Origin of the sequence: Rhodoferax sp. TH121, assembly GCF_002251855.1 — a bacterium.
Lineage (GTDB): Bacteria > Pseudomonadota > Gammaproteobacteria > Burkholderiales > Burkholderiaceae_C > Allorhodoferax.
Genome location: NZ_NOXW01000021.1, coordinates 635,303 through 658,625, shown reverse-complemented (window position 1 = coordinate 658,625; position 23,323 = coordinate 635,303). Strand labels below are relative to the sequence as shown.

20 protein-coding genes are annotated in these 23,323 nt (G+C 62.1%); 10 read left to right on the top strand and 10 right to left on the bottom strand.

All coding sequences use genetic code 11. The annotated features are described in order from the left end of the window. Window positions 1-59: 59 nt before the first annotated feature. Both CHU94_RS13150 and CHU94_RS13145 read right to left on the bottom strand, forming a co-directional pair. On the bottom strand, window positions 60-1,454 hold the full coding sequence (locus CHU94_RS13150) for an aspartate aminotransferase family protein (protein ID WP_094480531.1): 1,395 nt from the start codon (window positions 1,452-1,454) through the stop codon (window positions 60-62). 26 nt (window positions 1,455-1,480) lie between these two features. After that, complete coding sequence (locus tag CHU94_RS13145; protein WP_094481086.1) at window positions 1,481-2,848, bottom strand: glutamine synthetase family protein; 1,368 nt, start codon at window positions 2,846-2,848, stop codon at window positions 1,481-1,483. Between the two features lie 172 nt (window positions 2,849-3,020). Here CHU94_RS13145 and CHU94_RS13140 point away from each other — a divergent pair, with 172 nt between their 5' ends. Then, window positions 3,021-4,508, top strand: coding sequence for a PLP-dependent aminotransferase family protein (locus CHU94_RS13140; protein WP_094480529.1), 1,488 nt, complete (start codon window positions 3,021-3,023; stop codon window positions 4,506-4,508). Between the two features lie 20 nt (window positions 4,509-4,528). Here CHU94_RS13140 and CHU94_RS13135 read toward each other — a convergent pair whose 3' ends face one another. Both CHU94_RS13135 and speB read right to left on the bottom strand, forming a co-directional pair. Further along, window positions 4,529-5,830: an FAD-binding oxidoreductase gene (locus CHU94_RS13135; RefSeq protein WP_094480527.1), complete on the bottom strand. Its 1,302-nt coding sequence runs from the start codon at window positions 5,828-5,830 to the stop codon at window positions 4,529-4,531. Window positions 5,831-5,839: 9 nt separating this feature from the next. Beyond that, on the bottom strand, window positions 5,840-6,760 hold the full coding sequence (gene speB, locus CHU94_RS13130) for an agmatinase (RefSeq protein ID WP_094480525.1): 921 nt from the start codon (window positions 6,758-6,760) through the stop codon (window positions 5,840-5,842). Between the two features lie 126 nt (window positions 6,761-6,886). Here speB and CHU94_RS13125 point away from each other — a divergent pair, with 126 nt between their 5' ends. Further along, the gene (locus CHU94_RS13125; protein WP_094480523.1) at window positions 6,887-7,843 is read left to right on the top strand and encodes a DMT family transporter; all 957 of its coding nucleotides are present in this window, start codon (window positions 6,887-6,889) and stop codon (window positions 7,841-7,843) included. On the opposite strand, the gene rraA is transcribed toward CHU94_RS13125, so the two are convergent. After that, window positions 7,827-8,348, bottom strand: coding sequence for a ribonuclease E activity regulator RraA (gene rraA / locus CHU94_RS13120; RefSeq protein WP_094480521.1), 522 nt, complete (start codon window positions 8,346-8,348; stop codon window positions 7,827-7,829). The genes CHU94_RS13125 and rraA overlap by 17 nt on opposite strands. Between rraA and CHU94_RS19285 the strand changes: the two genes are divergently transcribed. The 7 genes from CHU94_RS19285 (at window position 8,347) to CHU94_RS13090 (ending at window position 14,688) form a co-directional block, all read left to right on the top strand. Then, complete coding sequence (locus CHU94_RS19285; RefSeq protein ID WP_161499899.1) at window positions 8,347-8,499, top strand: hypothetical protein; 153 nt, start codon at window positions 8,347-8,349, stop codon at window positions 8,497-8,499. The two genes, rraA and CHU94_RS19285, sit on opposite strands and share 2 nt — an antisense overlap. Window positions 8,500-8,525: 26 nt before the next feature. Further along, window positions 8,526-8,960, top strand: coding sequence for an SWIB/MDM2 domain-containing protein (locus CHU94_RS13115; protein WP_094480519.1), 435 nt, complete (start codon window positions 8,526-8,528; stop codon window positions 8,958-8,960). 180 nt (window positions 8,961-9,140) lie between these two features. Next, window positions 9,141-10,712 (top strand): ABC transporter substrate-binding protein, encoded by a 1,572-nt coding sequence (locus CHU94_RS13110; RefSeq protein ID WP_094480517.1) that lies wholly within the window; start codon window positions 9,141-9,143, stop codon window positions 10,710-10,712. A gap of 64 nt (window positions 10,713-10,776) precedes the next feature. Beyond that, the gene (locus CHU94_RS13105; RefSeq protein WP_094480515.1) at window positions 10,777-11,757 is read left to right on the top strand and encodes an ABC transporter permease; all 981 of its coding nucleotides are present in this window, start codon (window positions 10,777-10,779) and stop codon (window positions 11,755-11,757) included. A gap of 40 nt (window positions 11,758-11,797) precedes the next feature. Next, a complete protein-coding gene (locus CHU94_RS13100) occupies window positions 11,798-12,709 on the top strand; it encodes an ABC transporter permease (protein WP_094480513.1) in 912 nt (303 codons plus the stop codon). 6 nt (window positions 12,710-12,715) lie between these two features. Further along, window positions 12,716-13,687, top strand: coding sequence for an ABC transporter ATP-binding protein (locus tag CHU94_RS13095; protein ID WP_094480511.1), 972 nt, complete (start codon window positions 12,716-12,718; stop codon window positions 13,685-13,687). Further along, window positions 13,684-14,688: an ABC transporter ATP-binding protein gene (locus CHU94_RS13090; RefSeq protein ID WP_094480509.1), complete on the top strand. Its 1,005-nt coding sequence runs from the start codon at window positions 13,684-13,686 to the stop codon at window positions 14,686-14,688. The genes CHU94_RS13095 and CHU94_RS13090 overlap by 4 nt, the downstream gene beginning before the upstream one ends. 24 nt (window positions 14,689-14,712) lie before the next feature. On the opposite strand, the gene CHU94_RS13085 is transcribed toward CHU94_RS13090, so the two are convergent. Together CHU94_RS13085 and CHU94_RS13080 are read right to left on the bottom strand one after the other, a co-directional pair. Beyond that, the gene (locus CHU94_RS13085) at window positions 14,713-16,869 is read right to left on the bottom strand and encodes an NAD(P)-binding protein (RefSeq protein WP_094480507.1); all 2,157 of its coding nucleotides are present in this window, start codon (window positions 16,867-16,869) and stop codon (window positions 14,713-14,715) included. Window positions 16,870-16,922: 53 nt separating this feature from the next. Then, window positions 16,923-18,506, bottom strand: a complete 1,584-nt coding sequence (locus tag CHU94_RS13080) for a winged helix-turn-helix domain-containing protein (RefSeq protein WP_255033947.1) — start codon at window positions 18,504-18,506, stop codon at window positions 16,923-16,925. 128 nt (window positions 18,507-18,634) lie between these two features. Here CHU94_RS13080 and CHU94_RS13075 point away from each other — a divergent pair, with 128 nt between their 5' ends. Continuing rightward, complete coding sequence (locus CHU94_RS13075; RefSeq protein WP_094480503.1) at window positions 18,635-19,252, top strand: hypothetical protein; 618 nt, start codon at window positions 18,635-18,637, stop codon at window positions 19,250-19,252. Between the two features lie 91 nt (window positions 19,253-19,343). On the opposite strand, the gene CHU94_RS13070 is transcribed toward CHU94_RS13075, so the two are convergent. Genes CHU94_RS13070 through CHU94_RS13060 form a run of 3 tightly spaced genes read right to left on the bottom strand, consistent with a single transcriptional unit; the run spans window position 19,344 to window position 23,257 of the window. Next, window positions 19,344-19,865: a GNAT family N-acetyltransferase gene (locus CHU94_RS13070; RefSeq protein ID WP_094480501.1), complete on the bottom strand. Its 522-nt coding sequence runs from the start codon at window positions 19,863-19,865 to the stop codon at window positions 19,344-19,346. 3 nt (window positions 19,866-19,868) lie between these two features. Continuing rightward, window positions 19,869-21,647 carry a thiamine pyrophosphate-binding protein gene (locus tag CHU94_RS13065; protein ID WP_176452022.1) on the bottom strand — a complete coding sequence of 593 codons (1,779 nt, stop codon included), beginning with the start codon at window positions 21,645-21,647 and terminating at the stop codon, window positions 19,869-19,871. Between the two features lie 44 nt (window positions 21,648-21,691). After that, entirely contained in the window at window positions 21,692-23,257 is a 1,566-nt protein-coding gene (locus CHU94_RS13060) for an aminotransferase class V-fold PLP-dependent enzyme (protein ID WP_094480499.1), read from the bottom strand. Between the last annotated feature and the right edge of the window lie 66 nt (window positions 23,258-23,323).

Sequence of the window (23,323 nt, the reverse complement as noted above, 5' to 3'; positions counted from 1 at the left end):
TTGGTGTGAATAAGCAAATTTCAGACCAAAAAAGATTATAGAAGTCCAAATCCGTCGCCCTACACCAATCCACGCACTTTGAGGTCCCGGTGTGTCAAGTCCAACGCCAGGTGGATCAGGCGCATCATCTCGTCAATGTCGCTGCGAGTCATCACCAGCGGCGGCGCAATGATCATGCGGTCACCTACGGCACGCATGATCAGACCGTTGCCAAAGCAATGGCCTCGGCACAGCATGCCCACCGCATCGTTTTCTTGGAAGCGTTCCTTGGTCTTTTTGTTTTTGACCAGCACCAAGCCGCCCACAAAGCCGCAGGTCTCAGCCAAGCCCACCAGCGGATGCTCATTGAGCTCCGCGTACCGCTGGGCGAAGTAGGCACCAATATCGCCATGCACCTTTTGGGGGAGTTGCTCCTGCTCCATGATGTCCAGGTTGGCCAGTGCCACGGCACAGGCCACGGGGTGGCCACTGTAGGTATAGCCGTGGTTGAACTCTCCGCCCTGCTCTATCAGCACCTTGGCCACACGGTTGCCCACCATCACACCGCCTAAGGGAATGTAGCCACTGGTCACCGCCTTCGCAAAGGTTACCAAATCCGGCTTGTAGCCAAACTTCTCGTAGCCAAACCAATGGCCAAGGCGACCAAAGGCACAAATCACCTCGTCACTGATCAGCAGGATGCCGTATTTATCGACGATGCGCTGAATCTCGGGCCAGTAGGTGGAGGGCGGGATAATGACGCCGCCCGCGCCTTGCACCGGCTCGGCAATGAAGGCAGCCACCTTGTCCGGGCCCACGGCCAAGATTTTTTCCTCCAGCCAGCCCGCTGCGCGCACGCCAAATTCGTCAGCGGTCTCACCTGGCTTGCCGTTTTCGAAAAAGTAGGGTTGGTCGATGTGCGTGATATTGGGAATGGGCAAGTCGCCTTGGGCGTGCATGCCACTCATGCCGCCCAGCGAGGCGCCGGCCATGGTGCTGCCGTGATAGGCGTTGTGACGGCTGATGATGACCTTGCGCTGGGGCTGGCCCAGCAAATCCCAGTAGCGGCGCACCATGCGCACATTGGAATCATTGCTCTCGCTGCCGCTGCTCGAATAGAACACATGCTGGAAGCTGCGGTCCCCCACCGTGGGCGCCAGGCTGGCCAGTTTGGCGGCCAGCTGCACGGCTGGCACATTGGTGGTCTGGAAAAAGCTGTTGTAGTACGGCAGCGCCATCATCTGCTGGTGCGCCGCATCGGCCAACGCCTTGCGGCCATAGCCCACGTTCACACACCACAGGCCGCTCATAGCGTCCAGGATCTTCTTACCCTCTGAATCCCAGACGTAAATGCCCTCCGCCCGCGTGATGACACGTGCACCGCGGCTGGACAGGTCTTTGAAGTCGGTGAAAGGGTGCAGAAAATGGGCGCTGTCTAGGGATTGAATCAGGGCGGTATCGACGACTGTGTTCATGGCGTTCGGCTCGAAGGTTGGATGGCTTAAACGTGTAGCAACAGATGCTCACGCTCCCAGGGAGAAATCACTTTCATGAACTCGTCGAATTCGAGTTCCTTGATCTCGGAGTACACGGTGATGAACTCTTTGCCCAGCACCTCGTGCAGGTCGGATTCCTTGCGCAGCCAGTCCAGTGCCTCCCCCAAGCTGCGGGGCAAGGCGTAGGGCGACAAATAGGCGTCACCGCGCATTTCGGGTTTGGGCTTGATCTTGTTCTTCAATCCCAGGTAGCCGCAGGCCAGCGTCATGGCCATGGCCACATAGGGGTTGGCGTCGGCACCAATCACGCGGTTCTCCACGCGGCGCGCGGCGGGTGACGAGATCGGCGAGCGGATGCCCACGGTGCGGTTGTCATAGCCCCATTCGATGTTGATGGGGGCTGCCGTATTGCGCGACAGGCGGCGGTAGCTATTCACATAGGGTGCTACCAGCACCATGGCCGCGGGGATGTAGCGCTGCAAGCCCCCAATGTAGTGGAGGAAGGCCTCCGACGGCGTGCCGTCCTCGTTGCTAAACACGTTCTTGCCCGTGGCCACATCCACCAAGCTTTGGTGCACGTGCATGGCACTGCCGGGCTCACCGGCAATCGGTTTGGCCATGAAGGTGGCGTACATGTCATGGCGCAGCGCGGCTTCGCGCACCGTGCGCTTGAAAAAGAACACCTCGTCAGCCAGCCCCAGAGGCTTGTTGTGGAAGAAGTTGATCTCCATCTGCCCCGCACCCACCTCGTGGATCAGCGTGTCCACGTTGAGCTCCATCTTGTCGGAGTAGTCGTAAATCTCCTCAAACAAAGGATCGAACTCGTTCACCGCATCAATGCTGTAGGCCTGGCGAGAGGTTTCGGCGCGGCCGCTTCGGCCAATGGGCGCACGCAACAGCGTATTGGGGTCGGTGTTGCGGGCTGTGAGGTAGAACTCCAGCTCGGGCGCCACGATGGGCTGCAGGCCTTCGGCGGCGAACAGGTCACACACCCGGCGCAACACGCTGCGCGGTGCGAATGGAACCAGTTTGCCTTCGTGGTCAAAACAATCGTGGATCACCTGCGCCGTAGGGTCAGTAGCCCAAGGCACGATGCGCACCGACGACGGGTCGGGGCGCAGCTGCATGTCCTTGTCGGTCGGATCGACGACGTCGTAGTAGGGGCCGCTTTCGGGGAACTCGCCGGTCACGCCCATGGCCACGATGGCCTGAGGCAGACGCATGCCGCGGTCTTCGGTGAACTTGCCGCGCGGCAGGATCTTGCCGCGCGCCACACCGGTCAAGTCGGGCACCAGGCACTCCACCTCGGTGACCCGGCGTTCGTTCAGCCACTGCTCCAAATCATTGAAGCTCATTGTCTTGTTCTCGGTCATCTCCATCTCCTTGCGGCGCACCCCAAAGGGTGGGCATTGTTGGGCCTGAGCCACTGTAGCAGTGCGCGCTGCCAAACCATTCTGCGGCAGAATTGGCTGCGAAACAGTGCCATTTGATAAAACCTGATGGTGCCACTTTAAACGGTCTGCTTTACCCCACTGGATTCACACCATGCTGTCCGAACTGCTTCTGACCGATATGCACCACAGCCCCGGGTCAGCCGCCCTCCCCCTGAACCGTCGGCTGTACGAGAGTCTGCGCAGCGCCATCCTGCAAGGCCACCTGGCCGGTGGCGATCGCCTCCCTTCTAGCCGCGAACTCACCCAGGACTTGCAGCTCTCGCGCAACACCGTGATGGCCGCGTTGAACCAGCTCAGCGCCGAGGGCTACCTAGTCAGCCGGGTGGGCAGTGGTACCTATGTGAACGAGCAACTGCCCAGCCCGCGCCAGCGCGGCCGCACGGGCCGAGCAACCCACGCCGGGGCGCGGCTTTCGCGCCGTGGCACGGCCCTGGCCACCCAATTCACCTCGGCCGAGCTGGAGATCCAGCCCTTCACACCGGGTGTAGCTGACTTCAGCGCCTTTCCAGTAGCGCTTTGGCAGCGACTGCAAAACAAGCACTGGCGCATGAGTTACCCCGACATGTTGGACTACTGCTACTCGGGTGGGCACGCGCCGTTGCGCCGAGCCGTGACCGACTACCTGCGCGTCTCCCGCAGCGTGCCGCTGGACATGGACCAGGTCATCATCACCAGTGGCACCCAGCAGTCGCTGGAGCTGTGTGCCCAGATGCTGGCCGACCACGGTGACACTGTGTGGCTGGAAGATCCGGCGTACTGGGGTGCGGTCAAGGCGTTCATGGCCAATGGCTTGCGCACCCACGGCGTGCTGGTGGATGCCGACGGCATGGCCCCAACTGCTACCGATGAGCGACATGCCCCCCGGCTGATTTACACCACCCCCTCACACCAATACCCCACAGGTGCGGTCATGTCGCTGGCGCGGCGCCAGCAGCTGCTGGCACTGGCCCAGAAGCACCAGGCATGGGTTCTGGAAGACGACTACGACAGCGAATTCCGTTTCAGCGGCCCACCTATGTCGTCGTTGGCGGGCCTGTCGGTGGACGAACGTGTGCTCTACCTAGGCTCCTTCTCCAAAGTACTGTACCCGGGCCTCAAGCTCGGCTATCTGGTGGTCCCCAAGGCGCTGGCGGGTGCATTTCGCCAAGCGCATTACGACCTGAATCGGCCCGGCCAGCTGCCTTTGCAAGCGGCACTGGCAGAGTTCATTGAGTTGGGCCACTTTGCCAGCGCGCTGCGCAAAGCACGCCACAGCTATGCGCAGCGCCGCCAGCAGCTACTGGACGCGCTGCAGCCCTGTCTGGGCCCGCACGCCCACATCAGCGGCGCCGAGCAGGGCCTCCACCTGTGCCTGCGCCTGCCTGCCACGGTGGACGACCAGGCCTTGGCGCTGCGCATCGCCCAGCAGGGCATGACGGTGCGCGCGCTATCTGCCTACTGCCTGCAGCGCAGCGACGCCAAGGGCTTGGTGATCGGCTATGGCTACGCCACACTGGAGGATATTGCGCACTGGGGACCGGTGCTGGCCAGCAGCGTCAAGCGCGCCTTGGCGGCAGGCCGCACGGGCAAGCGAACCTGACCTCTTCCACCGCAACGGCGTTACAGCCTGTCCATCAGCCGGTGGTACAGCATGCCCAGCACCAGGCTGGGTGTACGCAGCAGAGCGCCGCCCGGAAAAGGACGGTGCTGCACGCGCGCAAACACATCAAAGCGCTCTGCCTGGCCCGCAATGGCCTGCGCCGCCAACTGCCCGGCCAGACCGGTGAGCGCCACACCATGGCCGCTAAAGCCCTGCAGGTAGTACAGGTTGGTGCCCAGGCGCCCAAAGTCGGGGGCCCGGTTCATGCTGATGTCAACAAAGCCCCCCCAGACAAACTCCACTGCGGCAGCCTGTAGCGCTGGGAAGATGCTGCGCATGCGCTGCGCCATCAGTGCCTCCAGCCCGGGCGGCGTGCGTGTGGAGTAACTCACGCGCCCGCCAAACAGCATGCGGTGGTCGGCGCTGCAACGAAAGTAATCCAGCACAAAATTGTTGTCGCAAACTGCGGCACCCGAAGGAATCAGGGACTGGCACTGCGCCTCGCTCAGGGGCTCGGTACCAATGATGTAAGTGCCTACGGGCATGGTGCGCGGTGCAATGTCGGGTGCCACCTGCGGGCCGTACTCGGGCAGGGTGCAGTTGCCCGCCAGCACGCCAAACCGGGCCGTCACGGAACCCTGTGCGGTGCGCGCCACAAGCGGTTCACCGCGTTGCAACCGAGTGACAGCCGAAGACTCATACACCCGCACGCCCAGCGCAAGCGCTGCACGTAACAGGCCCAAGCCGTACTTGAGAGGGTGCAAATGCCCTGATGTGTCTTCCACCGCCGCAGCGCGGTAGCGAGCGCTGCCAATATGTTGCTGCACCTCGTGGCTCGTGTAGAGCGCCGACTCAAAACCATAGCGGGTGCGCAGCAGATTCACCTCGGCCTCCAGCGCCCGGGCTTTGCGCGGTGAATCGGCCACCGTGATGTAGCCTTTGCGCAGATCGCAGGCAATGTCGAACTCACGCACGCGCCGCTCCAGAAGGGCAATGGCATCCAGCGACATGTCCCAGACCTGCCGGGCCGCCGCCAGGCCCAATTGGTCTTCAAACGGGCCCTGCCCGCTGGCCAGACCCACAATGAACTGGCCTCCATTGCGCCCAGAAGCTCCGCTGCACACCCGGTCTGCCTCCAGCACCACCACCTGGTAGCCCCGTTGAGCCAGCGCGATGGCGGACGACAGCCCCGCATAACCGCCACCCACCACCAGCACGTCTGCACGCACTTCACCCTGCAACGGCGGCAAGGCTGCGGGCCGCTGCACGCTGGCCTCGTAGTAACTTTTCTGGTTCAGTTGGGTGTCCGAATGCAGCAGCATCACGCCCCCTCAGCCCAGCCGCTTGACCACTTGCGAAGCAAGGTAGGTCCAGACAAACGTAGCAGCCGCATTGCTGGTGAGTTCGGCATGGTCGTAGGCCGGAGCCACTTCCACGCAATCCATGCCCACGAAGTTGAGATCGGCCAACTCTTCCAGCAGGGTCAGCACCTGCGAGCTGCTCATGCCGCCAGGCTCGGGCGTGCCGGTGCCCGGCGCAAAGGCGGGGTCCAGGCAGTCAATATCCAGCGTCAGGTAACAGGGCTGCTGGCCAATGCGATCGCGGATCTGCTGCACCACCTCCTGCAAGCCAGCACCATCCCGCCCACGCAGCGCACGGGCCGTGAAAATCAGCCCGCCCTGGTCCTGCACATACTCGCGTGCCGTACGGGTTCCACTGGAGCGCAGCCCAATCTGGACCGTCTGGCGGGGAATGACCAGCCCTTCCTGCAACGCCTCGTAAGTCCAGGTGCCGTGGCCGGAGGGCTCGCCAAAATGGTCCTCCCAGGTGTCGCAGTGGGCGTCGAAGTGAATGAGTGCGACCGGCCCGTGCTGCGCATGCAGGGCGCGCAGCAGCGGCAAGGTGATGGAGTGGTCGCCCCCCAGAAAGACGCAGTGGTGGCGTGCCATCAACGCTGCAGCCTGGGTATGGATCGCCTCGCGCACCTGCGCCAGCGCACCGGCGTTGGGCAGACGCAGGTCGCCCGCATCGCCCAGCAGATCCATAGGCGACACACCAAACACCGGATGCAGCCCGTCGCACAACATCAGCGATGCACGACGAATTTCTTGCGGTCCAAAACGTGCACCCGGACGGTTCGTCACCGCACCGTCAAACGGCACCCCCACCAGCGCAAACGGCTGCGCCTGCAGGGGCGCAGAGGCGAGAAAGCGGTTGCTGTTGTTGGCGTAGGCAAACTCTCCAATGGCCATGGCGATCCTTGTTGGTTCAACACAATGGATGGCACATTAACGCAAATTGATGACGGTGATGGGGCCACTTGGCGCGCTGTGCATGGTGTAGGCTTGCATGCTCGCCGTTTCCACTCCCTTACTTGCATGCCCCATTCCACCGCTGCCCCTAGCCGCCTTTTGGCTTACTTCTTTCTTGCGCTTAGCATGGCGCTGGTAGGTAGCTACGTAGCTTTGTCCAAGCCGCTGGTCGCGGCCTTGCCGATATTTCTGTTGGCGTGGATGCGCTTTGGCATTGGCGGCCTGGCCATGCTGCATTGGCTCAGGCGGCCCGCCAACGAGCCTGCCATGACGCCGCACACGCGAGGCCTGGTGTTTCTGGAATCGCTGCTGGGCAACTTCCTGTTTTCCATTTGCATGCTGTTTGGCGTGAGTATGACCAGCGCGGTGGCGGCTGGCGTCATCTTGGCTAGCATTCCTGCCGTCGTGGCACTGATGAGCTGGGTCTTTTTGCGCGAGCGGATCGGCCCGCGCACATGGCTGGCGGTGGCCTGTGGTGCGGTTGGCATTGGCCTACTGGCGCTATCAAAACAGGAGCTATCCGCGCAATCTACATCGAATCCAGAGGCCGATTTGGCACATAACAAGGCACTGCTGGGCAACCTGCTGGTGTTTGGTGCCGTGCTGTGCGAAGCGGCCTACGCTGTGATTGGCAAGAAACTGACCGGTGCCCTCTCGCCCAAACGCATCACCGCGCTCATCAATCTCTGGGGCTTTGTGCTGATGACACCAATGGGTGTTTATGCCGCCTGGCGTTTCGATTTTGGCGGCGTTGCCACCAGCTCGTGGGTGTTGCTGGTGTTTTACGCGCTGGCGGCCAGCGTATGGACGGTGTGGCTTTGGATGACCGGCCTGAAGACCGTCCCTGCCGCCCGCGCCGGAGTGTTCACGGTCATGCTGCCAATCTCGGCCGCGCTGGTAGGTGTGCTGGTACTGGGCGAAAGTCTCAGCGGCCTGCAGCTGCTGGCGTTTGCCGTGGCCCTTTTGGGCGTGGTGCTGGCCACCTTGCCCTCGCGCAATACAGCCGCTACACCAGCGCCGTAGCCGACACCACGATACCATCCTCGTCCGCGTACAACCAGTCGCCCGGGCGTACCCACACGCCCTGCACTTGCACGGCAACGCCGACCTCACCCTGATTGCGCTTCTCAGTAGGTAGAGGCATGGGAGCCAAAGCGCGAATACCCACAGCCTGCGTAGCCAGCTCTGCGGTGTCACGCACGCAGCCGTCAATCACCACACCGGCCCAGCCGTTTCGCGCGGCGGCCGCGCCCAGGTTGCCGCCAAGCAAGGCCTTGCGCAGCGAAGCACCGCCATCAACCACCAACACCTGCGCCACTCGCCCGGCAGGCGTATCCACCCAGCCCTGCGCATCCACTGCAGCTTTGACCAAGGTGTTGTCCTCGAAACACTTAACGGTGACCACAGGGCCCGCGAATTTGCGCACGGCACCAAAATCACGGAACACAGGGGGCAGCACCCGAAAATCGCCGCTGGTATCGGCTTTGTAGGCATCGCAAAGATCACAGGTGGCAAAGGCAATCGGCATGAAAGAAGCTCCTGAACAAGATACAGAGCCATTCTCCAATGAAAAAAACAACATCCCAGAGGGAAAAATGCAGTTTCTCCCTTGGAAACGTGCTTTTTTGCCATTAGCATCCGCAGTACCAGTGAAGAAGCAGTTTTTTGCTGGTGATTAATCAATCTTCTAGAAGGACAATCAATCATGGCAACTGCGAAAAAAGCACCGGCAAAAAAAGCCGCTCCCGCAAAGAAAGCGGCTCCTGCTAAGAAGGCAGCCGCTCCCGCGAAGAAAGTCGCTGTGAAAGCAGCCCCCGCAAAGAAAGCGGCCCCCGCCAAAAAAGCAGCTCCCGCTAAAAAGGTCGCTGCCAAAAAGGCCCCCGCCAAGAAGCGCACCGTGAACGCCGCGTTCATGAAGGCCCTGACCCCCAGCTCCGCACTGGCAGCCGTGGTCGGCGCTGCCGCACTGCCCCGCACCGAAGTGGTCAGCAAGCTGTGGACTTACATCAAGAAAAACAAGCTGCAAGACGCTGTGAACAAGCGCATGATCAACGCCGACGCCAAGCTGAAGGAAGTCTTCGGCAAAGCACAGGTGTCGATGTTTGAGATGGCTGGCCTGATCGGCAAACACCTCAAGTAATCCTTGCTTGACTTAAGAAAAGGCCGCACGTGTGCGGCTTTTTTTTGGCCTGCACAGGCCTACACAGAAGTGCGTATACCGCCTATCGAACCAAGACCTCACAAACCTAGGGTTAACCGCCGTTTTTTTTGGGCATGCTTTATGCATAATCGCCCGCTTTCATTCAAAGGATCTTTGTCCATGAAACTCAAGATACTCGCTCTCGCCGCAACCATGGCATTCGGAGCAACTGCCCTGCAGGCCAAAACATTCAAATGGTCCAGCGCCAGTGACATTGCTACTTGGGACATTCACTCCCAAAACAATGCATTGCAGAACGGCATCCATGCGGCCGTGTACGAAAGTTTTGTTTACTACAACAGCAAGACCTTCAAGATCGAACCCGTGCTTGCCACCTCATGGAAGGAAATCAGCCCCACACAAATGCGCTTCACCTTGCGCAGTGGTGTGAAGTTCCATGACGGCAGCCCGCTGACTACGGACGACGCGGTGTTCTCCATTCAGCGCGCCATGATGCCCACCTCCAACTTCACCCCTTACATCCAAGGTGTGGACAAGGTGGTCAAGGTCAACGAGACGACCTTCGACGTCTACAGTAAGACGCCCAACCCCGTGCTGCTGAACCAGATGACCGAATTGCGTGTCATGAGCAAGGCCTGGGCAGAAAAGAACAAGTCAGTGGCTCCGAAAGACATCAAGACACAGGAAGAAAACTTTGCGCACCGCAATGCCATGGGTACCGGTCCTTACATGCTGAAGGAGTGGCTGCCAGACCAGAAACTGGTGTTGACACAAAACAAGGCTTGGTGGGGAAAGTCCGAGAGCAATGTGACTGAAATTGTCTACACCCCCGTCAAAGCTGTTGCCACACGCATGGCAGCCCTGCTGTCAGGCGAAGTGGACCTGGTGCTGGACCCCAGCCCCCAAGACCTTCCCCGCGTGCGCTCCAACCCCGAGTTGAAGGTGATGGATGGCGTGGAAAACCGCACCATCTTCTTCGGCTTGGACCAATACCGTGACGAGCTGGTGGGCAGCAACATCAAGGGCAAGAACCCTCTGAAGGACGTGCGCGTACGCAAGGCGCTCTACCAGGCGATTGATGCTGACGCCATCACCCGCGTCACCATGCGCGGCCTGGGCCAACCCACTGGCGCCATCGTGGCACCCCAGGTCAACGGCTGGACCGAAGCCGTGCACAAGCGCTACCCCTTCGATGTGGCTGCAGCACAAAAGCTGTTGGCCGATGCGGGCTACAAAGACGGCTTTGAGGTGGACTTTGCCTGCCCCAACAACCGCTATATCAACGACGAACAAATCTGCCAGGCAGTGACCGCCATGTGGTCGCGCATCGGGGTGAAAGCCAAGCTGCGTACCCTGCCCTTGGTCACCTACTTCCCGATGATCCAGCGCAACGAAGCCAGCATCTACATGCTGGGCTGGGGCGTACCGACATTTGATGCGCTGTACAGCCTGCAATCGCTGGTTCGTACCGTTGGCGCGGGCGGCGACGGAAACTACAACGTGGGCCGTTACAGCAACCCCCAGATGGACGCGCTGGTGGAACGCACCAAAAAGGAAACAGATCTGAAATTGCGCACAGAACTGCTCACCAAGGCTCTCCAGTTGCACAACGACGACGTTGCCAATATTCCCTTGCATAACCAGGTCATCCCTTGGGCCATGAAGAAGAATATTGACGTGGTGCACCGTGCAGACAACCGTCTGGACTGGCGCCTGGTCAAAGTTAAGTAAAACCGCCCTCACTTGCCAAACAGGGTCGCGGCAGCATTGCCGCGACCCTCATTTTTTTGAATCTATGTTTGCATTCATAGTGCGGCGCTTGGCGCAAGCGGCATTGGTGATGGTCACCGTTGCCCTCATATCTTTCATGTTGTTCCAGTACGTTGGCGACCCTGTCGTTTTCTTGCTGGGACAGGATGCCACGCAGGAGCAAATCCGCGAATTACGACAAGCCCTCGGCTTGGATCAACCCTTTATTGTCCAGTTCTGGCACTTTCTACTGAACGCGGTGCAAGGAGAATTCGGCTTCAGTTTGCGCCAGGGCACCCAGGTCTCTGCGCTGATTGCGGAGCGATTCCCGGCCACCCTGGAACTCGCCTTGGTGGCAGGCATTCTGGCTCTGGCGGTGGGTATTCCGATGGGGGTCTATGCCGCCCTTCGCAGGGGTTCGTTCCTTAGCCAGGTTTTTATGACGCTATCGCTTCTTGGCGTGTCTCTGCCAACCTTCCTGATCGGCATTTTGCTGATTCTTGTGTTTGCTGTGACCTTGGGCTGGTTTCCCAGCTTTGGACGTGGTGAGGTCGTGAAGATCGGCTGGTGGACAAGCGGATTGCTGAGCGCCAAGGGCTGGCACCACATTGTGTTGCCAGCCGTGACACTCGCCATTTTCCAGCTCACGCTGATCATGCGTTTGGTGCGTGCGGAAATGTTGGAGGTGCTGCGCACCGACTACATCAAGTTTGCGCGGGCTCGCGGCCTGACCACACGGGCTGTCCACTTTGGCCACGCGCTCAAAAACACGCTGGTCCCAGTCATGACCATCACCGGCCTGCAACTCGGGGGGCTGATCGCATTTGCCATCATCACCGAAACCGTTTTTCAGTGGCCGGGCATGGGCTTGCTGTTCATTCAGGCGGTCACCTTTGCAGATATTCCCGTCATGGCGGCTTACCTGTGCCTAATCGCGCTGATTTTTGTGGTCATCAACCTGATCGTGGACCTGCTCTACTTTGCCGTGGATCCGCGCCTGCGCGCTGGCAAGGCTGGCGGCCACTAAGCCCGGAACCCATCTTTCTTCACCTCTGAGGAACCTTGAATTGAAAACCCTGTTTCACCAATGGTGGGATGGCGATGTGGGCTATAGCTTCCGCACCTCCCCCACCGCTATTTTTGCTGCGCTGATCGCGCTGGTTTGTCTGGTCTGCGCGCTATTTGCCCCGTGGATTGCCCCCCACAACCCCTTTGACCTGGCCACGCTGCAACTGGACAACGCCCGGCTGCCACCCGCCTGGAGCGCGGGCGGGAAATCGGGTTTCCTCCTGGGAACCGATGACCAAGGCCGTGACATCCTGTCAGCCCTCATGTATGGCGCCCGCATTTCACTGGCCGTGGGTTTGGCTTCGGTTGTACTGTCGCTGCTGGTAGGCGTGAGTCTGGGGCTTCTGGCAGGCTTTTTGGGCGGATGGGTGGACGGGCTGCTCATGCGTCTGTGCGACGTAATGCTGTCCTTCCCTGCCATCTTGGTGGCCTTGTTGATCGCCGGGGTAGGACGCGCGCTGTTCCCCAATGCCCACGAGTCCCTTGCGTTCGGGGTGCTGATCATCTCCATCTCGCTAACTGGCTGGGTGCAGTACGCGCGAACAGTGCGCGGAAGCACCCTGGTCGAGCGCAACAAGGAGTACGTCCAGGCCGCTCGTGTCACCGGAGTCGCCCCATTGCGCATCATGCGCAAACATGTGCTGCCCAATGTACTCGGGCCTGTGCTGGTACTGGCCACCATTCAGGTCGCCACGGCCATCATCACCGAAGCGACCCTGTCGTTTCTCGGCGTCGGTGCACCACCCACATCCCCCTCCCTGGGCACGCTGATCCGGGTAGGCAACGACTACCTCTTCTCTGGCGAATGGTGGATCACCATCTTTCCCGGCGCCATGCTGGTGCTGATCGCCCTGAGCGTCAACCTGCTGGGCGACTGGCTGCGCGATGCCCTCAACCCCCGTTTGCGATAAACCTGTATGAGCTTGCTACAAGTCAAAAATCTGGTGGTGGAATTTCCATCACGCAAAGGCACCCTGCGCGCCCTGGACGATGTGTCCTTCGACATTGCCCCTGGCGAAATCCTTGGGGTTGTCGGTGAATCCGGTGCCGGAAAGTCCCTCACAGGCGCAGCCATCATCGGTCTGCTGGAGCCGCCAGGCCGCGTCGGCAGCGGTGAGATCTTGCTGGAAGGCCAGCGCATCGACAACCTCCCCTACGCCCAAATGCGGGCTATCCGGGGGCGGAAGATCGGGGCCATCTTCCAGGACCCACTGACTTCACTCAACCCGCTGTACTCGGTAGGGCGTCAGCTGATCGAGACCATCACTACCCACTTACCGCTCAACGCTGCGCAGGCCCGTGAACGGGCCATTCAGCTGCTCAAGGACACCGGCATTCCAGCAGCAGAACAACGCATTGACCACTACCCACACCAGTTCTCGGGCGGCATGCGGCAGCGCGTGGTGATTGCACTGGCACTCGCCGCAGAGCCCAAACTCATCGTTGCCGATGAGCCCACCACGGCACTGGATGTGTCCATCCAAGCGCAAATCATCACCTTGCTCAAGACCATCTGCAAGGAACGTGGCGCCGCCGTGATGCTGATCACCCACGACATGGGCGTGATTGCCGAGACCTGCGACCGCGTGGCAGTAATGTATGCCGGGCGTGTGGCCGAAATCGGCCCCGTGCATGACGTGATTAATCGCCCGTCCCACCCCTACACTGCTGGCCTGATGGCCTGCATTCCCGACATGAGCCAAGACCGCGAGAACCTTCACCAGATCGATGGCGCCATGCCTCGACTGAACGCAATACCACAAGGCTGCGCCTTCAATCCCCGCTGCACCAAAACCATTGCGAAATGTGGGCAACAGCGTCCCAATCTGCTCAAGGCAGGCAACACGCAGGCGGCCTGCTGGCTGCATGAAACAGGAGGTGCTGCATGAGCGAAAACGCACGCCCCCTGGTTCGTGCCACAGACCTGGCCAAAACATTTGACGTCTCTCCACCTTGGCTCAACCGTGTCATTGAGCGCAAGCCCAAGATGTTGCTCAAGGCTGTGAACGGCGTGAGTTTTGACATCGAGCGCGGCAAGACCCTCGCTTTGGTCGGTGAATCTGGCTGCGGCAAAAGTACCGTCGCTCGCCTGCTGGTGGGCCTGTATGAACCCACCCGGGGAGGATTCGAGTTTGACGGCGAGGACGCACATGCCGCCTTCAAGACCAAGGAAGGCCGCAAACTGCGCCGCCGGGTCCAAATGGTGTTCCAGGACCCCTACGCCAGCCTGAACCCGCGCTGGACAGTCGGAGACATCATTGCTGAACCCCTGCGCGAGCATGAAATCCTGAATGACGACACGGCGATTGCCCAGCGCGTCGGGGAATTGCTGCAATCGGTGGGCCTGTCAGCGCAAGACCGGGTGAAGTTTCCCCACCAGTTTTCCGGCGGCCAACGCCAGCGCATCTCGATTGCGCGGGCACTCGCAACCCAGCCCGAATTTCTGGTGTGTGATGAACCCACTTCCGCACTGGACGTGAGCGTTCAGGCGCAGGTGCTGAACATCATGAAGGATTTGCAGCGCAAACATGGCCTGACCTATTTGTTCATCTCGCACAACCTCGCAGTGGTGCGCCATGTGAGCGACCAGGTGGGCGTCATGTACTTGGGTGGCCTGGTGGAACTGGCAGACAAACACACCCTGTTTGACAGCCCGCGCCACCCCTACACCCGCATGCTGCTGGAGGCCATCCCCAAGATGCACGACACCGGCAGGGCCCGTACTGCGGTAGCAGGCGAAGTGCCCAACCCGCTCAACCCACCATCCGGCTGTGCCTTTCATCCCCGCTGCCCCCACGCCAACGCGCGTTGCAGCAGTGACAAACCGGAGATGAAAGTCTACGCAGGCGTGCGCGTGGCTTGCCACGCGGTGGAAGAAGGTCGTATCTAGGTCTCGCTCCGGACCAGGGCGGGCTCAGGCCCGCCCTTGGGACGCCGGGTAGCCGGTGATGTCTGCCAGCGCCGGGTAACCCGCCACCGCAAACGAGGCCAGGCGCCCGCCCATGACCGCCCCCTCCACACTGCCAACATTCAAACCCGTGTAGATCCAGTCGCCAGCCAGCGTGAGGTTGGCAAAGCCGCTGCCCCAGGCCTTGAGGCGTGCCTGGGTGCTACCTGGGGGCGAGGTCACGTAGCTTTCGGTCGGATCGATGTTGGCGCGCCAGAACTGCTGGTTGAAACGCTGCACCCCTACGCCGGGATGGGCCGGATCGGTACGCAAGAGGCTGAAATCCAGCCCCATGGGGTCGCCGGGCGGGCTCACCACATTGGTGGTCGCCAGGGGCAGCAGCGGGCCCATGCTGGCCTGCAGGTACTGCACACACTGCGCTTGCACGCGCGCGTGGGCGCGGGTCGGGTAGTCGGTGTCGGTAAAGGGGGGCGGAGCCTCATACTCGGCCATGGCACCGCTGAAGTACCACAGCGCCTTGGGCGCTGAGTCCTGCGGCCAGTCTTCCCATTTCAGCAGATGGGTGAAGTCCACCTGGCCGTCCAGCGGATTCAGGTAGGTGGCACCAATCACGGTGTCGGTCGGGTTCTGGAACGGGATGTCCCAGCCCAGCTCGGTGGTGCTGCGGTTCATCCACAGCTGCATGGTCTGCGTCTGCACGGTGGTGACCTTGTCCACCATGGTGCGCCACTGCGGCTTGGCGTCCAGCAGCTCGCGGCACAGGTAGGGCACAGCGCCAATCGAGATGGCAAACACCAGTTGGTCAAAGTCTACTCCTGCACGCAGCGTGCGCTGGGCCACGGGTTGCCAGCCGCTCCAGTACGACTCCAGGTCCACCCGCCCGTCGCGCAGCGCGTCGCCCTGCTCCAGCTGCTCGAAACGCGGCTGGCCCGGCCAGGCTGGCAGGCCTTTGACCTCAATCAAGGGCTCATACGGATGATGCTTGTCCTTGAGCGTAGCCTGCACCGCAAAGTGCACCGCGTCCACCTGCGACTGGTCGGCGCTGAGCGTCAGCGATTCGACCTTGTGGAAGAACTCAAACTTCACGCCGCGCTTGCGCAGCACTTCGTACAGCGGTGCAATCACGGTCTCGCCCGTGCCCGCCTCAAACAACCAGGCAAACGCGCCTGCATAGGCAAAGCTGCGCAGCGTCCAGTGCAGGTAGCAACCTGCACCCATCAGCGCCGTGCGAGCGGTGTCGCCCTTGGGATATTGATAGGACAGGTTCACTGTGTTCAGCGCCATGGGGCTGGACGCCACCATGACCGAGGCACCATGGCGGATCAGCCAATCGCTGAAGTTTTCTTCGTCCAGCGGGTCAAAACCTTTGGTGGCCACCTCGTCTTTGATGCAGCCGCGCAAAATGGCCAACAAAAATTCGGCCACGATCAGCAGGCGGCGCAGTTCTGTGTTGTCTTTCACCAAGGTTTCGGCCGCGTCGCGCACCCAGTTCCAGGCCGCGTCCAGCGCCTTCCACAGCGCCGACTCCACCCCATGCAGCGCCACCGACTCGGACTTGAGCAAGGCCACCACGCCCTTCACCAGCGTGCGCCCCAGCGCCCATTGGGCCGACTTCACCAGCCCCAGGTCGGCGTAGGCATGCGCGTGGTGATCCAGCAGTGCATCCAGCACGTCGGCCGTGGCGGTTACCCAATGGGCCACCGATTGCAACTTGGCCATGGAAGCCGGGTCGCCGGGAATCAGCGCGTTGCGGGGTGATGTGAAAGGCCAGCGACTCATCTTGCCGTCGATGTACTCCCACATCAGCACAAAGCTCTCGGGCTTGAAAGCCTCGTCAAACGTGGCCAACGGCTGCTGGCCCGGCGTGCGGCCCAGCGCTTCGTAGCAACGGCGCATCACCGGCAGCGCGTTGTAGTAGCTGCCCAAAAAACCGTGGATGCCATGCTCCTCAATGCGCATGTGTTCACCACGCGCAGTGGCGCACTTGCCGCCCAGGCGCCAGCCCATCTGGTAGAGCGTAATGTCCAGTGATTGCTCCCAGCCGGGCTGGCTGGTCAGCTCAAACGCGGTGGTGAGTGCAGAGATACCGCCACCCAAAATGGCCACCTTGCGGGGCCGGGCAGACGACGAGAGGGAAATTGCATCAGGGGTAGCAGTGGGCACGGCGGACTTTCAGGATGCTGCGGCAGCCCAGCGCCGCCACAAAGCCTGAAAGTTTACGCGTGCCACCCCGCATCCCGCAGGGCGCCGAGAAACTTTTCTCGGTGCTCTTCCTTGACAAAAGGATGGCCGAACATAAGGGACTGCAAGTTGTAGCCTCGCCCGCTCAGGGCTTTGGCCAGGCTGTCTTGTGCAGATGCCATATCCCCTGCAGCCGACAGGCAGGCTGCCATCAGCAGGTGGTTGAAATACCAGTCGGCCCGCTTGGCAGTGGCCTCGCGGGCGTAACGCACCGCATCGGCATGGCGGCCTTCAATAAAGCAGGCGAGCGCACGGCTGCGGATCCACAGGCTCAGGTGCGGGTCATGCGGACTCGCGTCGATGGCCTGCAGGATGAACTCCTCCGCCTCCTCGGTACGGCCCGAAAACACCAGCAGGCGCCCCAGCTCGCCCGCCGCAGCCGAAGCCTGCGGGTACAGGGCCAGCGCACATTCCATCTCGGCAATAGCCGCTTCCATTTGGCCGGCACACGACAGGGCCGTGCCCAGCGTGAAGTGGGCAAAGGCGTCACGCTCGTCATTACGCACCGCCACCAGGGCGAGGCGGTTGGCCTCGGCCACCGTGGCGCGTGGGTCTTCGGCCCAAGCGCCCCAAATTTTGGCGAGGTGGGTAAATGCCATCAGCGACATGGTGGGCGAATCGTTGGGCTTGATCGCCAGCGCCCGCGTCAGCAGCGCTTGCGCCTGCACCACGTGGTCTGGGGTTGTGCGCCAGAAATGCCAGCGCGCCCGCATCAGCAAGTCCCAGTGCTCCAGGTTCTGGTTGGGCACCTCGGCAGCGACCTTCTCCTCACTGTGCAGGTACACCGGCTCGATGGCGCTGACGATATGCGCCGAAATCTCCGCCTGGATGGCAAACATATCCGTGAGCGGCCGGTCAAAGCGATCGGACCACAGCGTCTCAGCGGTGGAGGTGTCGACCAACTCGGCCGTCATGCGCAGGGTCTGCCCCGCTTTACGCACCGTGCCCGACACCAGGTAGCGCGCACGCAGCGCGCGGCCCACCGCTTGGCTACTGTCGCTGGACTTGCGGTAGGCAAACGAGGAATTGCGCGACACCACCAGCAACCAGGGCGAGCGCGTGAGGTGGCTGATGATGTCCTCAGCCAAACCATCCGAGAAATACTCCTGCTCGGGGTCCGCATTCAGGTCCACAAAGGGCAGCACCGCAATGGTGCGGCGGTAGGCCTGCTGGTCGGACGCTCGCCCCTGGCTGCTGGCTGCCCGTACTGGCGCAACCGCTGACACCGGGCTTTCGGCCATGCGCATGGTGAAACGGTAGCCGCGCCCCGGCACGGTGGCAATAGCGTCGGCCCCCAAAATGCGCCGCAGGCTGGAGACGTGCACCTGCAGGTTGTTCTCTTCCACCACCAAACCGGGCCAAACCAGGTCAAACAGCTGTTTTTTGGTGACCAATTGGCCCGCGTGGTCCACCAACACACACAACACATCGAAGGCGCGCGCGCCCACCATGACCGGCTGGCCATCCCGCAGCAGGCGGCGTTCGTGCCGCTGCAAGACACACGCACCAAACATGCTGATGCCGGGATCGGGTGCGGTAGAGGCAGGTGTTACAGACAAATCAATCCTTTTGGGTGGCCGCGCGGCCTGGTCGGTCGCTAATTCAGGAATTTTAAGGACTCCTTGAGGACTTTTTTGCTGCATCCCAGCAAACTTGCTCCCAAGTCGTTGAAACAAGAGAAAAAGCCATGCAAAACAGCCTTCCTGGCACCCCTAAAAACACCCCCCAAGGCATTACCTGGCGCCAAACCGTGGTGATGCGCAACACGCAGGGGCAGGAAGAAGCCTTCAGCATCGGCCCCGACGGAAATGTCTGGAGCTTTATCGCCGACAGCGGAGACAGCCGTTTTGACGCCACTGGCCAGCGCCTGGAGAACCTGGGCCTCGCGGCCGACTTTCTGACCGTGGGCCGCAATGTGGCTGGCGCATTGGTGGTGATCGCGGCCAAGGGCCTGCACACCCAGTACCGAACCGAGACGCCCCAGGAAGGGCTCACGCTGGCGGACGGCCTGCGCAAACGCTGGTCACCCGCCCAATCCATCCACCTGCCCACCATTGCGGGCGCCACCGGCGTGCGTCGGCTCTACACCCAGACCGACTTCAGTGGCATGCGCATCGCCATGATTGTGGACACCGAGCAACCTGGCATCGGCGCCAGCTACGTCATGGCGTGCTCGCAGTGGGGCGATGCAGGCCCAGGCCCCTTCATTTTGCTGCCGCCCCTGGGCGCGCCGGGTGCGGGCCAGCCCGCCAAAACGGCCTCTGCGCCCGGCCAAGCAACCTTCCGGGTCGCGCATTCTGTATAAAAAAGCCCTCTAGCCGCCGCAGAATATGCGTGAGCAGCTATCAATTCAGGAGTAAATAAAAGCGCTCCTGCAGGCTAGCCCGACAGGTCGGTCAGGCCATGCTGCCGTGCAAAGGGCACCACATATGCACTTTGGACACATATGCGCTGCCGACCCGCACCGCGAAAGGTTCCGTCCCGAACGGAACAAACCCCAAAGACAGGTACAAGCTGGTCGCAGGAGCGTTGCCCTCGGTCACGGTGAGCTGCACCAGTTGGGTGCCGCTGCGGCTGCGCCCGTAGTCCAGCGCTGCTGCCACCAGCTGGCGCCCCAGCCCCAAGCTGCGGTGCTGCGCATCCACATACATGCCAAACAGGGTGGCCTTGTGGCGGGCCTTTTCGCGCGGCTCAAATGACAGACCGGCCAAGCCCACCAAGGAGTCCGCCTCCCAAGCGCCAAACACCACTTCTTTGGCGTCGTCGCCAGGCGCCAGCCGGTTTTCCCACCAACTGAGCGGAAAACCCGTGCGCTCCGTGGCACTGGTGGTGAAAGCGTCCGGGTGCAAGGCATAGGCTTGCAGGATCAAGGCGCGGTACGCCGCCGCATCCGCTGGGGTCAGGCGGGTGATGGGCATGGCTTAGCGTTGCAGCGCCGTTTGCTCCAAAGCCACCTTGGTAAGGGCAGCCAAAGTGCCACGTGTGCTGATCAGTTCAGGCTCCAGCACCACTTCGATCACCGTGCCATTCGGCCGCGCCAGCGCCGCCAGCAGTTCGGCTTCAAAGTCCGCGCTCTTGCGGATGGTGACACCGGCATAGCCATAAGCACAGGCCAATGCCGCGAAGTCGGGGTTGTTCAGCGCCGTGCCCGCCACATGCTGCGGGTATTCACGCTCCTGGTGCATGCGGATGGTGCCGTACATGCCGTTGTTGAGCAGCAAAATGATGCTCTTGGCGCCATGCTGTACCGCCGTAGCCAACTCCTGGCCGTTCATCAGAAAGTCGCCATCACCGGCAATGGTGAAGGCGACTCGTCCGGTGGTGATGGCCGCCGCAATGCCGGCCGGCACGCCATAGCCCATGGCGCCGTTGGTAGGCGCCAGTTGGGTCTTGTGGCCGTGCACCAGCCCGGTGTAGCGGTAAAAGCGATGCAGCCAGCTGGCAAAGTTGCCCGCGCCATTGGTCAGCACCGCATCGGCCGGTAAATGCTTTTGCAGCGTGGCAATCACACTGGGCATGTCCACCAGACCGTTCTCGTTGTCGGCAGGCAAGTCCTTGATGGTGCTGGGTACCAGATTAGCTTCGTAGTCGGCGTGGCAACCTGCGGTCCAGGCGTCCCAAGGCAGGTTGACCGGCGCGGTCAGGACCTCCAGCGAGCGGGCGGCGGCCCGCATGCTGGCGTGAATGGCCAGGTCTGCCTGGTAGACGCGGTTCAGCTCCTCGGCATCGCTGTGGATGTGCACCAGCGTCTGCGCCGCCTTGGGCGCCTGCAGCAGCGTATAGCCGCCCGTGGTCATCTCGCCCAGGCGCGGGCCGATGGCGATGATGAGGTCGCTCTCGCGGATGCGCTTGGCCAGCGCAGGGTTGATGCCGATACCCACATCGCCCGCGTACTGCGGATGGTGGTTGTCAAAGGTGTCCTGAAAGCGGAAGGCGTTGCCCACGGGCAGGCGCCAGTTTTCGGCAAAGCGCTGCAGAGCCTGCGCGGCCTGGGGCGTCCAGCCACCACCACCGGCAATGACGAAGGGGCGCTCCGCTTTCAGTAGAAGCTGGCGCAGATCCCGCAAGGCACCAGGGTCACTCCAGGCCTCCACCGGCTCCACGCGCGGTAGCGCTTGCGGCAGTCGGCCACGTGCATCGGGCACCAGCGTCTGTGTCAGCATGTCTTCGGGCAGCACTAACACCACCGGACCGGGGCGGCCGTTCATGGCGGTGGCAAAGGCCCGGGCGACGTATTCGGGAATGCGCGCCGCATCGTCAATGCGCTCCACCCGTTTGGCCATGCCCAGTGCGCTGGGGCCAAACATCACGCGGTAGTCCATCTCCTGAAACGCCTCCCGGTCCCGCTGGTCGCTGGCCACATCGCCCACGAAAAGAATCATGGGCGTGGAATCCTGAAACGCGGTGTGCACACCAATGCTGGCGTTGGTGGCGCCTGGTCCGCGGGTCACAAAGCAGATGCCAGGGCGCCCGGTCAGCTTGCCGTGCGCCTCGGCCATGAAGGCGGCCCCGCCTTCCTGCCGGTTGATAACGAAGCGGATCTGGTCCTGGTAACGGTGAAAACCGTCCAGTACTGCGAGGTAGCTTTCGCCGGGCACGCCAAAGGCGTGGGTCACACCTTGTTCAATCAGGCACTGCACCAGCAGGTGACCAGCCAGCGCGGGAGACGACACGTCGGGGGAGGAATGAAGGGTCTGCATGTGCGCCATTGTGCCTTCGCAAGATATGTATTTGGCGCACAAGCCTATGCCATTTCCGCCAGCGCCAGCCCACCTGCCAGGTGCCAGGCCTGCCCATGGCCACGGGCACGCAAGGCCTGCACCGCCTGCAGGCTGCGCCCGCCGCTACGGCAGAAAAACACCAGTGGGCGATGGCTTTCGCCCAGCCAGGCAGGCAGGTGCTGGCCCAGGTGGTCCAGGGGCACATTGCACAGGGCCTGCGCGCGCCAGGGCAGGTGGTCCTGGCTTGCTGCGTGCTCAAAGGCTTCGCGCACATCCACCAACAGCGCGTTGGGGTAGGTGTGCAAAAAGGCGGGCAAGCTAGCGGCGGTCAAGGTGCTGTCCTGCGTGTCAGGGCTTGGCGCTGCCAGCGCCGCTGGGCCAAGCGCCTGCGCGGCGGGCGCGGCGCATTGCAGCGCCTCACCACAACGGGCAATGCGCGCGCAGGCCTCGTCGATCTGGACATCGTCCGTCAGCGCGCCAATCGACAGGCGCGCAGCGCCCTCCGCTTGCCAGTCGGGCAGGCCCATGGCGCGCAGCACAAAGCTGGGCTCGGCCTTGGCCGCGCTGCAGGCGCTGCCTGCACTGATGCGCATGCCTGCGGCGTCAAACAGGTTGAGCAATGCCTTGCTGGACAGGCCAGGCACAGAGAAATTCAGCGTGGTGGGCAGGCTGCTCTCGAAAGGCATGTTGAACACCAGCCCCGGAAAGGCGGCACGCAGCGCATCAGCCAGGCGCAAGCGGGCCTGCTGCAGCGAGGCGTGGGAGCGGAACACTACGCCCTCCCCTGCCTCCATGGCCCGCAACACAGCACCTAGCGCAGCAATGCCGGGCATGTTCTCGGTACCCGAGCGCTGGCCGGCCTCCTGCCCGCCACCCACCATCAGCGGTGTGAAAGGGCTACCGGCCCGCACATAGAGCATGCCGATGCCCTTGGGCGCATAGAGCTTGTGGCCGGAGAACGGTGCGTAGTCGATGCGCGTGGCCTGCAGGTCCAACTGCAGCTTGCCCAGTGCCTGCACGCAGTCCACCAACCACAGCGCGCGGGAGCCACAGGCCTTGAGCAGCGCTTCGATGCCAGCAATGTCGCTCACCACGCCCGTCTCGTTGTTCGCGGCCATGGTGCACAGCAGGCCGGCGTTCGCCACATGGGCATGCAAAAAGGCCATGTCATGCAGGCCATGGCGGTCCACCGGCACCTCCACGATGGGCAGGTTCAGCCCCAGCACTGCATTCCAGTGCGCCAGGCTTTGCGGCACGGCCTTGTGTTCGGTGGCGCCCACCAGCAATGGGCCGTCCACACGCTCACCCGCATCGCGCCGCTCGCGCAGAGTGCACAGAGCCGACAGCACCGCGGTTTGGATGCCTTCGGTGGCACCACTCACGAATAGCAGACGCCCTGCCCCTACACCGAGCAAGCGGCTGGCGCGCTCCCGCACGTCGTCTACCAGCGCGCGGGCACGTAGACCCGTGCAGTGGCTGCTGCTGGGGTTGCCAAAGTGCGCGCCCAGTGCCTGCAATGCGGCGTCGCGCGCTGCGGGAAAAACGGGGGTCGTAGCGTTGCAGTCCAGGTAGATCTCGGTGGTAGGCATGGCAGCTCTCCGCGCTGTAGGAATGCCGGAATCTTAGATTTGTAGGGTGCAAACAGATGTTTTGAA